The sequence below is a fragment of the Streptomyces sp. NPDC023723 genome (assembly GCF_040639815.1).
Lineage (GTDB): Bacteria > Actinomycetota > Actinomycetes > Streptomycetales > Streptomycetaceae > Streptomyces.
Window position 1 is genome coordinate 27,607 of record NZ_JBFAAP010000059.1, and the last position, 14,339, is coordinate 41,945.

Annotated in this window: 12 protein-coding genes; 3 read left to right on the top strand and 9 right to left on the bottom strand. The window is 70.8% G+C overall.

Going from position 1 to position 14,339, the window contains the following annotated elements:
• Window positions 1-27 precede the first annotated feature (27 nt).
• Window positions 28-702, top strand: coding sequence for a DedA family protein (locus tag AB0G32_RS34810; protein WP_361172889.1), 675 nt, complete (start codon window positions 28-30; stop codon window positions 700-702).
• On the opposite strand, the gene AB0G32_RS34815 is transcribed toward AB0G32_RS34810, so the two are convergent.
• The 3 genes from AB0G32_RS34815 to AB0G32_RS34825 all read right to left on the bottom strand — a co-directional run bounded on the left by AB0G32_RS34815 (window position 671) and on the right by AB0G32_RS34825 (window position 5,238).
• Entirely contained in the window at window positions 671-1,492 is an 822-nt protein-coding gene (locus tag AB0G32_RS34815; RefSeq protein ID WP_361172892.1) for an HAD family hydrolase, read from the bottom strand. The two genes, AB0G32_RS34810 and AB0G32_RS34815, sit on opposite strands and share 32 nt — an antisense overlap.
• On the bottom strand, window positions 1,492-4,008 hold the full coding sequence (locus AB0G32_RS34820) for a phosphoribosyltransferase (protein WP_361172895.1): 2,517 nt from the start codon (window positions 4,006-4,008) through the stop codon (window positions 1,492-1,494). The genes AB0G32_RS34815 and AB0G32_RS34820 overlap by 1 nt, the downstream gene beginning before the upstream one ends.
• A gap of 63 nt (window positions 4,009-4,071) precedes the next feature.
• Window positions 4,072-5,238: an HpcH/HpaI aldolase/citrate lyase family protein gene (locus tag AB0G32_RS34825; RefSeq protein ID WP_361172898.1), complete on the bottom strand. Its 1,167-nt coding sequence runs from the start codon at window positions 5,236-5,238 to the stop codon at window positions 4,072-4,074.
• A 206-nt stretch (window positions 5,239-5,444) separates the two neighbouring features.
• On the opposite strand from AB0G32_RS34825, the gene AB0G32_RS34830 reads away from it, so the two are divergent.
• Window positions 5,445-6,410, top strand: a complete 966-nt coding sequence (locus AB0G32_RS34830) for a TerD family protein (RefSeq protein ID WP_361172901.1) — start codon at window positions 5,445-5,447, stop codon at window positions 6,408-6,410.
• Between the two features lie 31 nt (window positions 6,411-6,441).
• Here the strand turns inward: AB0G32_RS34830 and AB0G32_RS34835 are convergent, their stop codons facing one another.
• The 6 genes from AB0G32_RS34835 to AB0G32_RS34860 form a co-directional block, all read right to left on the bottom strand.
• Window positions 6,442-7,179: a Tellurium resistance gene (locus AB0G32_RS34835; RefSeq protein WP_361172903.1), complete on the bottom strand. Its 738-nt coding sequence runs from the start codon at window positions 7,177-7,179 to the stop codon at window positions 6,442-6,444.
• A 203-nt stretch (window positions 7,180-7,382) separates the two neighbouring features.
• Window positions 7,383-8,525 (bottom strand): DUF475 domain-containing protein, encoded by a 1,143-nt coding sequence (locus tag AB0G32_RS34840; RefSeq protein ID WP_361172906.1) that lies wholly within the window; start codon window positions 8,523-8,525, stop codon window positions 7,383-7,385.
• 48 nt (window positions 8,526-8,573) lie between these two features.
• A complete protein-coding gene (locus AB0G32_RS34845) occupies window positions 8,574-9,149 on the bottom strand; it encodes a TerD family protein (protein ID WP_361172909.1) in 576 nt (191 codons plus the stop codon).
• Window positions 9,150-9,258: 109 nt separating this feature from the next.
• Window positions 9,259-9,834, bottom strand: a complete 576-nt coding sequence (locus tag AB0G32_RS34850; RefSeq protein WP_361172912.1) for a calcium homeostasis/redox stress adaptation protein — start codon at window positions 9,832-9,834, stop codon at window positions 9,259-9,261.
• 127 nt (window positions 9,835-9,961) lie between these two features.
• Window positions 9,962-10,420 (bottom strand): peroxiredoxin, encoded by a 459-nt coding sequence (locus AB0G32_RS34855; protein ID WP_361172920.1) that lies wholly within the window; start codon window positions 10,418-10,420, stop codon window positions 9,962-9,964.
• Window positions 10,421-10,552: 132 nt separating this feature from the next.
• Complete coding sequence (locus AB0G32_RS34860; RefSeq protein WP_361172915.1) at window positions 10,553-10,990, bottom strand: DUF3052 domain-containing protein; 438 nt, start codon at window positions 10,988-10,990, stop codon at window positions 10,553-10,555.
• Window positions 10,991-11,363: 373 nt separating this feature from the next.
• Here AB0G32_RS34860 and aceE point away from each other — a divergent pair, with 373 nt between their 5' ends.
• On the top strand, window positions 11,364-14,096 hold the full coding sequence (gene aceE, locus AB0G32_RS34865) for a pyruvate dehydrogenase (acetyl-transferring), homodimeric type (RefSeq protein WP_361172917.1): 2,733 nt from the start codon (window positions 11,364-11,366) through the stop codon (window positions 14,094-14,096).
• Window positions 14,097-14,339 lie beyond the last annotated feature (243 nt).

Genomic DNA, 14,339 nt, shown 5'->3' on the forward strand with positions numbered 1-14,339 from the left:
TCAGGGTCGGCTCCCTAGCGTGGTCGTATGACGACCGGACCGCAGTGGATCAACGACCTGATGGACGCGCTCGGCGCGCCCGGCGCCGGTGTCGCCATCGCGCTGGAGAACCTGTTCCCGCCGCTGCCCAGCGAGGTGATCCTGCCGTTCGCCGGGTTCGCGGCGGCGGACGGGCGGATGAGCCTGATCGCCGTACTGCTGTGGACCACGGCCGGTTCGGTGGCCGGCGCGCTCGCCCTGTACGGGCTGGGCGCGCTGCTGGGCCGGGACCGGGTGGTGGCGCTCGCCGGGCGGCTGCCGCTGGTGAAGGTCTCCGACATCGAGAAGACCGAGGCGTGGTTCGAACGGCACGGCACCAAGGCGGTGTTCTTCGGCCGGATGATCCCGGTCTTCCGCAGCCTGATCTCGGTGCCGGCGGGCGTGGCACGGATGCGGCTGCCGGTCTTCCTGCTCCTCACCACCCTCGGCAGCGCGCTCTGGAACACCCTGTTCGTGCTGGCCGGTTACGCCCTGGGCGACAACTGGTCCCGGGTGACGGACATCGTCTCCGCCTACTCCAAGGTGGTGCTCGGCGCGGCCGTCCTCGCCGTGCTGGGCTTCGTCGCCGCCCGGCTGCTGCGGCCCGGCGGTCGGCGCCGCCGGGACCGCGACGGGCCGGAGCCCGCGTCGGTCAGCCGGCCGCGCGCAGGAACTCCCGGGTGATCCGCTCCCCGGCCAGTACGCCCCGCTCGGGCAGCGCGTCGACCGCCGGTACCGTCCACCCCGAGTCGGCCAGCTCACCGTGGCCCGGGCGCCAGCCCCGGTCGGCGGCGAGCAGCAGATCGGCGTCGAGGAGCGAGTCACCGGCGGCCAGGGTGAGACCGGCGCCGCTGCGGCGGGCGATCTCGCGCACGGCCGCGCTCTTGGTGAGCGGCACGGGGACGGCGTAGAGCTTGCGGCCCTGGAGGGAGACGGTCCAGCCGCGCTCCCCCGCCCACACCGCGAGTTCCTTGACCCACTCCCCCGGCAGCAGGTCGCGGTCGAGGACGAGATAGGCGAACAGGTCCTCGGCGGTGCGGTGCTTGCGCACCCACACCGGGTCGGCGGTGCGCAGCAGGTGCTCCTGGACCTCGGCGAGCGGGGCGCACTCGTCGGCCAGCCGGGCCGTCACCCGGGCGTGCCAGTCGGCGTCCGTGACCCCGTCGACCAGCAGGTGGCCGCCGTTGGCGCAGATCGCGTACCGGGGCGGGGGGCCGGGGAGGCTGATCCGCCGGTACTGGGCGCGGGTGCGGGTCGTGGTCGGCACGAACAGGGCGGTTTCCCCGAGTTCGGCGAGGAGCCCGGCCGCCGTCTCCGTCATGTACGACAGCGGCTTGCCCTGGTAGACCTCGACGCACAGCAGCCGGGGGGCGTCCTCGTCGGGTCCGCTCAGGTGCAGCGCGGCGGCGGAGTAGATGAGGGTGCGGTCCAGGTCGCTGGCGATCAGGACGGGCGGTGCCGGCGTGGCGGACATCAGACCGTCACCGCCCGGCCGTCGGCGCCGGTCGCGCCGCGCGTGTAGCGGGGGTGGATCAGCCCGACGCAGGTGTACGGCAGGTCCGCGACCTCCTCCACCGGCACGCCGCGCTGCTCGGCCAGCAGCCGTACGTGGTCCAGGTCGGCGCCGGCGCCGGCCCGGGCCAGCACCTTCCACGGCACCCGGCGCAGCATCACCCGGGTGGTCTCGCCGACGCCGGGCTTGACCAGGTTGACGTCGTGGATGCCGTACTCCTCGCTGATCCGCTCGACCGCCGCCCAGCCCTCCCAGGTGGGGGTGCGGTCGGCCGCGTGCAGTTCCTTGGCCTGTAGGTCGACGGCGTCCGCGACCTCGGGGAAGCGGGCGGAGACGGCGTCCAGGAAGGCCGGGGAGAGGTCGGCGCCGGCCAGTTCGCGGTAGAACTTCGCGCCGTGGAAGTCGTGCGGGCCGACCAGGTCGGCGCGGAGCACGGTGCGGGAGATCAGGCCGGAGACGGTGGAGTTGAGGCAGGCGGAGGGGATGAGGAAGTCGTCGCGGGTGCCGTAGGTGCGCACGCAGGAGCCGGGGTCGGCCAGCACGGCGATCTCCGGGTCGAAGCCGGTGATGCCGTCCGACACCGCGAACTCCTCCAGGGCGGCGGCGAGTTCGCGGGTGATGGCGCCCTTGCCGGTCCAGCCGTCGACGAAGACGACGTCGGCGGGGTCGTGCCGGCCGGCCAGCCAGCGCAGCGCGTTGGCGTCGATGCCCCGGCCGCGGACGATCGACACCGCGTAGTGCGGGAGGTCGAGACCGTGCCGGAACCGCGCCCAGCGGCGCATCAGGACCCCGATCGGCGTGCCCGCGCGGGCCAGCGAGACCAGGACGGGCCGGGGGGACCGTTCCAGCAGCACCAGTTCGGTGACGGCGCCGACGGCCCGGGCGAGGCGGGCGGCGGAGGTGCGCAGCGCCGCGTGGAACAGTTCCTGGTACTGCTCGCTGGGCTGGTACTCGACCGGCAGCGACTCGGCGTAGTGCGCGCCGCCCTGCTGGATCGCCTCCTCGCGCTCCTCGGTGGGCGCCTCCAGGGTGGTGTCCGAGAGGTCCTGGAGCAGCCAGCCGACCTCGTCGGGCGCGTAGGAGGAGAAGGCGGGGCCGCGCAGCGGCTCGGGCAGCATGGCGGGCCTTTCGGGGGGAGCGCCGGGTATGTACGAGGGGACCACCGCGAGCAGGACGTGCGGGACGTGGGCGGCGAGCCGGGCCAGCAGGCCGTCGGGGGCGTGCAGCGCCGGGGTGTCGGCGGGCGAGTCGACCACGGCGACGACGGCGTCGAAGCCGGCGCCGGCCACGTTGTAGGCGTAGCGCTCGCCGGGGCCGTCGGCCGGGTCGTCGTGGGCGGGGAAGACCAGGCGGGTGCGTATCGCGTAGCCGGGGTCGTCGACGGCGAGGACCGGCGAGCGGGTGGTGGTGGAGTAGCGGACCTCGGCGGTGACGACCTGTTCCAGTTCCCGGGCCAGGCGCAGCGGGGCGTACATCAGTTCCTCGCAGCCGAGGACGAGGACGCGGTGCGCGTCGGCGGGCAGGGCCTCGGCGAGGCGGGCGGCCATGTCCGGCAGGGCGGCTTCCAGGCGGGCCCGGTGGGCGGGGCTGAAGCCGTGCCGGGCGCCGTCCGGCAGGGTACGGGGCCAGCGCAGGTCCACGCGGTGCGTTGCCGAGTGCGGTGCGGCAACGCCGCTCAGGGGCGCGGGGAACTGCGCGACCGGCCACGACGCACCCGCACCCGACGACGCACCCCCCTCGGCACCCCCCGCCTCGTACCGCGCCACCAACTCCTGCCCCTTCTCCAGCACCCCCTCCGGGAGGGACACCGTTCCCGAGGCGGCCGCGACGAGATCCACCCTGGCGCCGATCTCCTCGGCGAACCGCTCCAGCCGCCCCGCGTCCGCCGCCGACCGCATGTCCACCAGGGCGACCACCACGTACCGCCCGCGCGGGTAGCGCTCGTGCAGGGCCCGGACGGTGTTCAGGACCGTGTTGCCGGTGGAGAACTCGTCGTCGACCAGGACCAGCGGCCCGGCCCCGGCCAGCAGCGCGGGGTCGGCGGGCAGCAGCAGATGGGACGTGGCGTGCGAGTGGGACTCCTCGAAGCCGCCCGCCGCGGCGACGCCGGGCACCGGACGGCGGGTGGAGTGCAGATAGGGCGCGGGGCCGAGGCCGTCGGCGACCGAGTGGCCGAGCCCGGTGGCGGTCTCCGCGTAGCCGAGGACGACCGCGTCGGCCGCCTCCGCGCCCAGCAGGTCGCGGACCCGGCGGCCGAGACCGAAGCCGTAGCCGTAGACCACGGACGGCGACTGCGGTACGTGCTTGCCGAGCACGTTGGACACGAGCAGATGCGCCCGCTTGGGGTTGCGGCGCAGGGCGAGGCCCAGCAGGCCGGTCAGGTCGTCGTCGCCGGTGAGCCCGATGCCGAGCCGCTCGGCGACCCAGCTGCCGGTCCAGACACCGGCCGGCTCCCCGGCCCGCGGCCGTTCCCTCATGCGCGTACGCCTCCTGTCGTCCCCTGTGCGGTGGTCCACTGACCGGTCCATGATCCCTTGCGTTCAGTCCGACAGACAGGCGGCGAGCAGTTCGACGAAGCCGATGTCCGCGTGGGCCACGCCGAACGCCTCGGCCCGCAGCAGGGTGCGCTCGGCCCAGGCCCGGTGCGGCTTCACCTCGTTCATCTTGTTCGTGTACGACGACCGGAGCACGCCGCCGCCGCCGCGCTCCGGCCGCAGGATGTCCTGCGCGTCGCTGAACTCCTCGTGGCTGACCACGGACAGCGCGTGCACCGGGAGCACGTGGGAGGGGTGGATGCAGGTCTTCCCCAGCAGGCCGTTGGCCTGGTCGAGGGAGATCTCCCGCAGCAGGCCGTCCATGGCGTGCTCGATCAGCCGGGCCCGCAGGTCGGCGGCCTGCACCTCCAGGAAGGGGCTCTGCCGCAGTTGCGGTTTGAACATCCGCTCCTGGACCCGGAAGTACTCCCACACCGGCCCGGTCACGGTGAATCCGGTGCCGTCGGCCCGGCCCAGCATGTTGACCACGTCGGCGATCACGGAGGCGACGACCTGGACGTCGTACGCCGTCATGTCGGGGCCGCGGCGCAGCCCGTAGGAGGAGCAGAAGTCGGTCACGCCGAGCCGGAGGGCGAGGACCCGGTCGCGGTACTTGTCGACCGCGCGGAAGATGCCCTCCAGGGTCTGCACCCGCGACTCCCGGTACAGCAGTTCCGGGGATTCCAGCACCGGCATCGCGAACAGCCGGCGGCCCGTGGCGGTCTCCGCGTCGGCCAGCGCCTCCAGGAAGGGCACGCCGCGTTCCTCGGTGAACTTCGGCAGCACGAATCCGGACAGCAGCCGTACGGCGGGGCCGAGCCGCCGTACCAGGTCGGGGATCTGCTCGGGGGCGCGGACCCGGACGAACAGCAGCGGGACATCGGTGCCGGAACGTTCCGCCAGGGCCGTCAGGTGCCGTACGAGGTTCTCCTCGCCGGCCGGCACGTCGGCGTCGTCGATGGAGTCCTCCAGGCAGAGCACCATCGAGACCACCCCGCTGGCGGCCTGCTTGCGGATGTCGTCGGCGAGGCGCGGCCGGGTGGCGGGGCTGTAGAGGGTGGCTCCCAGGGCCGCGGAGAGCAGCCGGGCCGGGGAGTCGGCGGTGAACTCGCCGGGCTGCCGGTGAAAGAGCCGCTCTCGCACCTCAGGGGTTATATGACCGAAATGACGCATTTGAACTCCCCCGTGGTGTCTGGGCGACCTGTGAAACATTCGAAGGTGGCCGGTAATAGTACGTAGGAACCCATGTCAGTAGTTCCCGTCAGGCATGAATTCCAGGTAACCCGGCCATGTCGGCATCGCGGCGCGGGACGCCGCGCACTCCCCGGGTACCCGCCCCCGCATTGTCGTGACCAGGACCGAGCAGGCAGGATGACGGCATGACGCACGCGATGCTGAAAGGGTCGAACGTCCCGCTGGAGGCCACCACGGTGCGGGCGGTACTGCGCTGGACACCGGGGCAGGGGATTCCCGACGTCGATGTCTCCGCGCTGCTGCTCGGCCCCGACGACCGTGTGCGATCCGACGAGGACTTCGTCTTCTACAACCAGCCCCGGCATCCGTCCGGGCAGGTCTGGCGGCTCGGCAAGAAGCGCGCCGCCGACGGTCTGACCGACGCGATCCAGACGGACCTGTCCGGGGTCGAGGCCCGGGTCGGCCGGGTCCTGCTGGTCGCCTCGGCGGACGGGGTCGCCTTCGACCAGGTACGGGACCTGCGCATCCTGCTCTACGACGCGGCGGCCACCGACGCCGAGCCGCTGGCCTACTTCGACGTCAGGCCGGAGACCGGCGAGGAGACCGCGCTGATCTGCGGGGAGCTGTACCGGCGCGGGGAGAGCTGGAAGTTCCGGGCGCTGGGCGAGGGCTACTCGAACGGGCTGGAGGGCCTGGCGACCGAGTTCGGCATCTCGGTGGACGAGGAGGCCGAGGCGGAGGCAGCGGCGGCACGGGACGCCCGGTCGGCACCCGAGCTGGCCGGCACACCCCCCGAGGCCCCCACCGCACAGGTCCAGTCGCCCGTCTCCGCCCCGCCCGCCCAGTCCCCGCCCGCGCACTCCACGTCGGCCCGGACCACGCCCGCCCAGCCGCTGCCGCCCGAGCAGCCGCCCGGGGTGCCGGCCCAGCCGGCCTACGGCTATCCCCAGCAGACCCCGGCGACCCAGCCGGCCTACGGGTACCCGCAGCCCGCCGGCGCCGGCCAGAGCACGTACGGCTACCCGCCGGAACCGGCCCCGGCGACCGCCAACGGCGCGGCGGCCGGCTACGGCTTTCCGCCGCCGGCCGCCGTGGTCCCGGACCCGGACTTCCGGCTGCCGCCGCAGGGCCCGCAGTTCGTGGGCCGCTGAGGCCCCCGGGCCGGGCGGCGCGCCGCCCGGCCTACCGCTCTGCCTTCGCCTTGTAGCCCCGCCCCCATTGCAGGCCCCACCCGTACAGCCGGTCCAGTTCGCCCTGGAAGCCGTAGACGAACTTGACCTCGCGGCGGACGAAGATCTCGCCCTTGACGTTCTCGATCATCACCACGGCGCAGGACCGGGCCTGGGGGTGGCGTTCGTCGAGGGATATCTCGATCCGGGGGCCGTTGCTCGGGTAGAGGGTGACGATGGCGTGCGTGCGGTCGAAGGCGGGCGTCTGGTCGTAGATGTAGGCGAAGACCAGCAGCCGCTTGATGTTGTCCCGGTGGTCGAGGTTGACGTAGATCGTCTCGCCGGAGGCGGAGCCGAACCGGTCGTCGCCGCTGAGCTTGACGTAGGGCGCGGCGTTGACGTCGCCGAAGTAGCCGCCCAGGGGCTGTACGACGCCCTTGGAGCCGTCCTGCATCTCGTAGAGGCAGCCCAGGTCGAGGTCGACGTTGACCATGCTCTGGCTGTGGCCCATGACCTCGGGCGGCTTCAGCGCCTTGAAGGGGTGCCGCAGCAGGCTCTCGCGCTGCATCCCGGAGATGTCGGAGGTCCGCATCCGCCAGGCCAGGTTGATGCGCAGGTTGCCGCTGGCCGCGCCCTGCTTGGTCAGCGAGACCTGGCTGTGCCGTTTGGTCAGCTCGATGGCGTTGGTCGCCGCGTTGCCCGAGTCGAAGTCGGCCTCACGGCCGCCCCACAGTCCGTCCAAGATGCCCATTGCCGCCCCACCCATGTCCGTCTCACGCCACCGCACCGAAGGGCCGCGGCTGCTCCGTCGCACCCGCGGTCCGGGACGCCGACGGGGCGGCGCCGAGGAGTCGTCCTCGACGGCCGCCCCGCTCAGAGCGTTCCTCCCCGGAGCCGGGTTCACACCCGCGGTGCCGGAGCACCGGGAGCGAACACGTCCGGGCCGCGGTCTCCTCACACTCCGGAGGAGACCTCCGCCTTCGCGCTGTCGCCGTTGCCCTCGGCCTCGGCGAGCGCCTTGTTGCGGCGGACCGAGGACCAGAAGGAGGCGGCGATCAGGACCACGCCGATCAGACCGGTGATGATCTCGTTGATCTCGTACTGGATGGTGATCAGCAGCAGCGCGGCCAGCGCGCCGATGGCGTAGTGCGCGCCGTGCTCCAGGTAGACGTAGTCGTCCAGGGTGCCCTGGCGGACCAGGTAGACGGTCAGCGACCGGACGTACATCGCGCCGATGCCGAGACCCAGCGCCATCAGCACGATGTCGTTGGTGATGGCGAAGGCGCCGATCACGCCGTCGAAGGAGAACGAGGCGTCCAGGACCTCCAGGTAGAGGAACATGAAGAAGGCGGCCTGGCCGGCCAGCTTGACCGCCGACTTGGGCTTGCCGGTGCGCTCGGCCTGTTCCTCTTCCTCGTGCTCGCGTTCCTCGTCCTCTTCGAGTTTGTTCTCGAAGTGCGCGGAGAGGCCGCCCACGATCAGATACGTGATCAGTCCCGCGATGCCGGCCAGCAGCACCGTCTCGGCCTTGTCGACGTGCGTGCCGCCGTGCTGGTGGGCGTGGGTGGCCACCGTCATCGAGGCGATGAGCAGGACGATCAGGGCGATGCAGACCGACAGCATGTCGACCTTGCCGAGCTTGGCCAGCGGGCGCTCGATCCAGCCGAGCCACTTGATGTCCCGGTCCTCGAAGATGAAGTCGAGGAAGATCATCAGCAGGAACATGCCACCGAACGCGGCGATCGACGGATGGGCGTCGGTGACCAGCTGCTGGTAGCGGTCCTTGTCGGTGAGCGCGAGGTCGACCGCCTCGATCGGGCCGAGCTGGGCGCTGATGGCGACGATGACGACCGGGAAGACCAGCCGCATGCCGAAGACGGCGATCAGAATGCCGACGGTGAGGAAGATCTTCTGCCAGAAGGCATTCATCTTCTTCAGGATCCCGGCGTTGACCACCGCGTTGTCGAAGGACAGCGAGATTTCCAGGACAGAGAGGATCGCCACGATGCCGAAGGCGGTCCACCCCCCGTAGAAGACCGCCGCGACCAGGCCGAGCGCGGTGACCGCGAACGACCAGCCGAAGGTTTTCAGAAGCACTGGCTACCCAATCCTTGTGTACGGGGCTCCCCCGCGCCGTACTCGGCTTTACGAAACGTTGACTCCGAAGTCTAGAGCGATGCCTCGCAGCCCCGACGCGTACCCCTGGCCCACCGCCCGGAACTTCCACTCGCCCTGGTAGCGGTAGACCTCGCCGAAGATCATCGCGGTTTCGGTGGAGGCGTCCTCGCTGAGGTCGTAACGGGCGAGTTCCTGGCCGTCGGCCTGGTTGACGACCCGGATGAAGGCGTTGCTGACCTGGCCGAAGGTCTGGCCGCGCTCGTCCGCCTGGTGGATGGAGACCGGGAAGACGATCTTGTCGCACTCGGCGGGCACCCGGGACAGGTCGATGAGCACCGACTCGTCGTCCCCGTCGCCCTCGCCGGTGAGGTTGTCGCCGGTGTGCTCGACCGAGCCGTCCGGACTCTTCAGCTGGTTGTAGAAGACGAACCATTCGTCACCGAGCACCCGGCCGCCGCCGCACACCAGGGCGCTGGCGTCGAGGTCGAAGGGTGCTCCGGTGGTGGATCGCGCGTCCCAGCCGAGTCCCACCATCACCTGCGTGAGGTTGGGTGCGGCCTTGGACAGGGAGACGTTTCCCCCCTTGGCGAGCGTGACGCCCATAGTGCTGGTCCCTCCCCGGGTGGTGGTTCCGCGGTGCTGTGCTGCTCGTGTGCGCGTCCGGCGCCGCACGGAAGGCGTGCGGCGCCGGACGGCGGGGATCGGCGGCGGCTCAGACGTTGACGCCGAAGTCCTGCGCGATGCCGCGCAGGCCCGACGCGTACCCCTGGCCGATGGCGCGGAACTTCCACTCCGCGCCGTTGCGGTACAGCTCGCCGAAGACCATGGCGGTCTCCGTGGAGGCGTCCTCGCTCAGGTCGTAGCGGGCGATCTCGGCGCCGCCGGCCTGGTTGACGACCCGGATGAACGCGTTGCGGACCTGGCCGAAGGACTGCTGGCGGTTCTCCGCGTCGTAGATCGACACCGGGAAGACGATCTTCTCGACGTCGGCCGGGACGGTGGCGAGGTCGACCTTGATCTGCTCGTCGTCACCCTCGCCCTCGCCGGTGAGGTTGTCACCGGTGTGCTCGACCGAGCCCTCGGGGCTCTTCAGGTTGTTGAAGAAGATGAAGTGCCCGTCGCTGCCGACCTTGCCGGAGCTGTTCAGCAGCAGTGCGCTGGCGTCGAGGTCGAAGTCGGTACCGGTCGTGGTCCGCACGTCCCACCCCAGACCGACGATGACCGCGGTCAGGCCGGGGGCCTCCTTGGTCAGCGATACGTTGCCGCCCTTGCTGAGGCTGACTCCCACGAGTCCTCCATTGGTGTCCGGGGGCGGGAAGCCCCGAAGTGCGTCGGATGTCGGATCAACGATTCGATCCTAGTGACGGGTTCCCGCACCCCGCATGCCCTGATGCGGAAGAATCACCGCGGCGCGGTCACAGGGTGTCAAGCGCCTTCACGTACTCGGTCAGGTCCCGGGCGTCCGGCAGTCCGTTGACGACGGTCCAGCGCACCACACCCTCCCGGTCGATGACGAAGGTGCCGCGCACCGCACAGCCCTTGTCCTCGTCGAAGACGCCGTAGGCGCGCGAGACGTTGCCGTGCGGCCAGAAGTCGGACAGCAGCGGGTACTCCAGGCCCTCCTGCTCGGCGAAGACGCGCAGGGTGTGGATGGAGTCGTTGGAGACGGCGAGCACCTGGGTGTCACGGTCGGAGAACTGCGGCAGGTGATCGCGCACCTCGCACAGCTCGCCCGTGCACACGCCGGTGAAGGCGAACGGGTAGAAGATCAGCACCACGTTCTTGCCGCCCCGGAAGTCGGACAGCTTCACGGTCGCCCCGTGGTTGTCCTTGAGTTCGAAATCGGGGGCCTTGTCGCCGACCTGGATCGTCATCGCCCGGTTGGTCCCTTCGGAGGAGTCGCTCACGAGGAACACCCTACGCAGGGACGGTCACCGGACACCGGACGGGCCGACCGCGGCCGGCCCGTCCGGTGTCCGTGATTCTCGCTTCGCCCCGCTACGGGGCTACCGCTTCGACTTAGCGGCCTTCGGCGTCGCCAGCCGGCTGCCGCTCCAGTCCTTGCCGACGCTGACGCTCTTGGCCGCCGTCAGCCCCGCCGTCGTGGCGGCTTCCGAGATGTCGCTCGGCTCGACGTAACCATCCCGGCCGGTCTTCGGCGTGAGGAGCAGGATCGCCCCGCCCTCCTCGATGTACGTGGTGGCGTCCACCAGCGCATCCGTCAGGTCGCCGTCGTCGTCACGGAACCAGAGCACGACGGCGTCGGCCACGTCCTCGTAGTCCTCGTCCACCAGGTCGCTCTCGATGACGCCCTCAATGGCCTCGCGGAGCTCCTGATCGACGTCGTCGTCGTAGCCGATCTCCTGGACCACCTGCCCGGGCTGGAACCCCAGCCTGGCGGCAGGGTTCGTCCGCTCCTCCGCGTGGTCCGCGGTCGCGCTCACGGGTTGCCTCCTGATCATGTATTTGGGTATGTCTCAGCCACGCGCGTGCGCGAAGCATTGGCCGTAGTCCACACGGGCGGGACCGATCGCGCAAGTACCCGGCCGCCGGGACCGCCGAAACGGTGACGATCCCGACCGTGTCACCGCAACTCCAGGCACGCCACCCGGGATCGAAGGTGACGTACACCACACCTTTCTGCCCCGTTTGCGTAATTGGGAACCATACAGGGGTACGAGATCCGGCAGAACGTGCCCCGGTTGTCGACAGAGAACCGGTTACCTCGCGGTAGAGGTGACGTTTTCCCCGGGTAGGTACACGATGGGAGACGGTGCCGGCACTCTCCGATACGCCCTGCGACAGCGAAGGAACAGCGTGGCTTCCGCATCCGATCGCAACCCGATCATCATTGGCGGCCTTCCCAGTCAGGTTCCTGACTTCGATCCCGAGGAGACTCAGGAGTGGCTCGACTCCCTCGACGCCGCCGTCGACGCACGCGGCCGGGAGCGGGCCCGCTACCTCATGCTGCGGCTGATCGAACGGGCCCGCGAGAAGCGGGTGGCCGTGCCGGAGATGCGCAGTACGGACTACGTCAACACCATCCCCACCAAGAGTGAACCGTTCTTCCCGGGCAACGAGGAGATCGAACGCAAGATCCTCAACGCCACGCGCTGGAACGCGGCCGTCATGGTCTCACGTGCCCAGCGTCCCGGCATCGGCGTCGGCGGCCACATCGCCACGTTCGCCTCCTCCGCCTCCCTCTACGACGTCGGTTTCAACCACTTCTTCCGCGGCAAGGACGAGGGCGACGGCGGCGACCAGGTCTTCTTCCAGGGCCACGCGTCGCCGGGCATCTACGCCCGCGCCTACCTGCTGGACCGCTTCGGCGAGCGGCACCTGGACGGCTTCCGGCAGGAGAAGTCCAAGGCGCCGTACATGCTCTCCTCCTACCCGCACCCGCGCTCGATGCCGGACTTCTGGGAGTTCCCGACCGTCTCGATGGGCCTCGGCCCGATCGGCGCGATCTACCAGGCCCGGATGAACCGCTACATCCACGCGCGCGGCATCGCCGACACCTCCCGCTCGCACGTCTGGGCGTTCCTCGGCGACGGCGAGATGGACGAGCCGGAGTCCCTGGGCCAGCTGACCATCGCCGCCCGCGAGAACCTCGACAACCTCACCTTCGTCGTCAACTGCAACCTCCAGCGGCTGGACGGCCCGGTACGCGGCAACGGCAAGATCATCCAGGAGCTGGAGTCGGTCTTCCGGGGGGCCGGCTGGAACGTGATCAAGCTCGTCTGGGACCGCACCTGGGACCCGCTGCTGGCCCAGGACCGCGACGGCGTGCTGGTCAACAAGATGAACACGACGCCGGACGGCCAGTTCCAGACGTACGCCACCGAGTCCGGCGCGTACATCCGCGACCACTTCTTCGGTGACGACCACCGGCTGCGCGCGATGGTCGAGAACATGACCGACGACCAGATCCTGCACCTGGGCCGCGGCGGCCACGACCACCGCAAGATCTACGCGGCGTACCAGGCGGCCCTCGAACACAAGGGCCAGCCGACCGTCATCCTCGCCAAGACCGTCAAGGGCTGGACGCTGGGCCCCAACTTCGAGGGCCGCAACGCCACCCACCAGATGAAGAAGCTGACGGTCGACGACCTCAAGCGCTTCCGGGACCGGCTGCACCTGCCGATCTCCGACCAGGAACTGGAGTCCGGCCCGCCGCCGTACTACCACCCCGGCCGGGAGACCGAGGAGATGCAGTACATGCACGACCGCCGCAAGGCGCTGGGCGGTTACGTGCCGACCCGGGTGGTGCGCGCGAAGCCGCTGCCGCTGCCGGTGGACTCGACGTACGCGACCGTGAAGAAGGGCTCGGGCAACCAGTCCATCGCGACCACCATGGCCTTCGTCCGTCTCCTGAAGGACCTCATGCGGGACAAGGAGATCGGCCGCCGCTTCGTGCTGATCGCGCCGGACGAGTACCGCACGTTCGGCATGGACTCGTTCTTCCCGAGCGCGAAGATCTACAACCCGCTGGGCCAGCAGTACGAGTCGGTCGACCGCGAACTGCTGCTCGCGTACAAGGAGTCGCCGAACGGCCAGATGCTGCACGACGGCATCTCGGAGGCGGGCTGCACGGCGTCCCTGATCGCCGCGGGCTCGTCCTACGCGACGCACGGCGAACCGCTCATCCCGGTCTACGTCTTCTACTCGATGTTCGGCTTCCAGCGCACCGGCGACCAGTTCTGGCAGATGGGCGACCAGCTGGCGCGCGGCTTCGTCCTGGGGGCGACCGCCGGCCGGACCACGCTGACCGGCGAGGGGCTGCAACACGCGGACGGGCAGTCCCAGTTGCTGGCCTCGACCAACCCGGCGTGCGTGGCGTACGACCCGGCGTTCGGCTTCGAGATCGCGCACATCGTCAAGGACGGGCTGCGGCGGATGTACGGCCCCGACAGCGAGGACGTCTTCTACTACCTCACCGTCTACAACGAGCCGATCCAGCACCCCGCCGAGCCGGCGGACGTCGACGTCGAGGGCATCCTCAAGGGCGTGTACCGCTTCAGCGCGGGCACCGCCGGGTCGATCCCGGCGCAGATCCTCGCCTCGGGGGTGGCGCTGCCGTGGGCGGTCGAGGCGCAGCGGATCCTGGCGGAGGAGTGGGACGTGCGGGCCGACGTGTGGTCGGCGACCTCCTGGAACGAGCTGCGGCGCGAGGCCGTGGCCTGCGAGGAGCACAACCTGCTGCATCCGGAGGAGGAGCAGCGGGTGCCGTACGTGACGCGGAAACTGGCGGGGGCGCGGGGGCCGTTCGTGGCGGTCTCCGACTGGATGCGGGCGGTGCCGGACCAGATCGCGCGGTGGGTGCCGGGGACTTGGCAGTCGCTGGGGGCGGACGGGTTCGGGTTCGCGGACACCCGGGGGGCGGCGCGGCGGTTCTTCCACATCGACGCGGAGTCGGTGGTGGTGGGAGTGCTGAGCGAGCTGGCACGGGAGGGGAAGGTGGACCGGTCGGCGCTGAAGCAGGCGGTGGACCGGTATCGGCTGCTTGATGTGGGGGCGGCGGATCCGGGGGTGGCGGGGGGCGACGCGTAGCGCTCCGCGGGGGGCGGGGTTGTTTTCGGTGCCGGGGTTGTTGGCGGTGCCGGGGTTGGGGCTGGCGTCGGGGGCGTTCACGCCGCCCGGCGCGCTGGGGGTGCTCGCGGCTGCGCAGGGACGTGTTCTCGGCACCCGGGGTTGGGGCTGGCGCGGGGTGGGTGGCGCGACCCGGCGCTGACCGGGCGCCGCCGCGCCCACCCGTGCCGCCCCAGGCGGCACGACTGCCCGCGGATGGGCGGG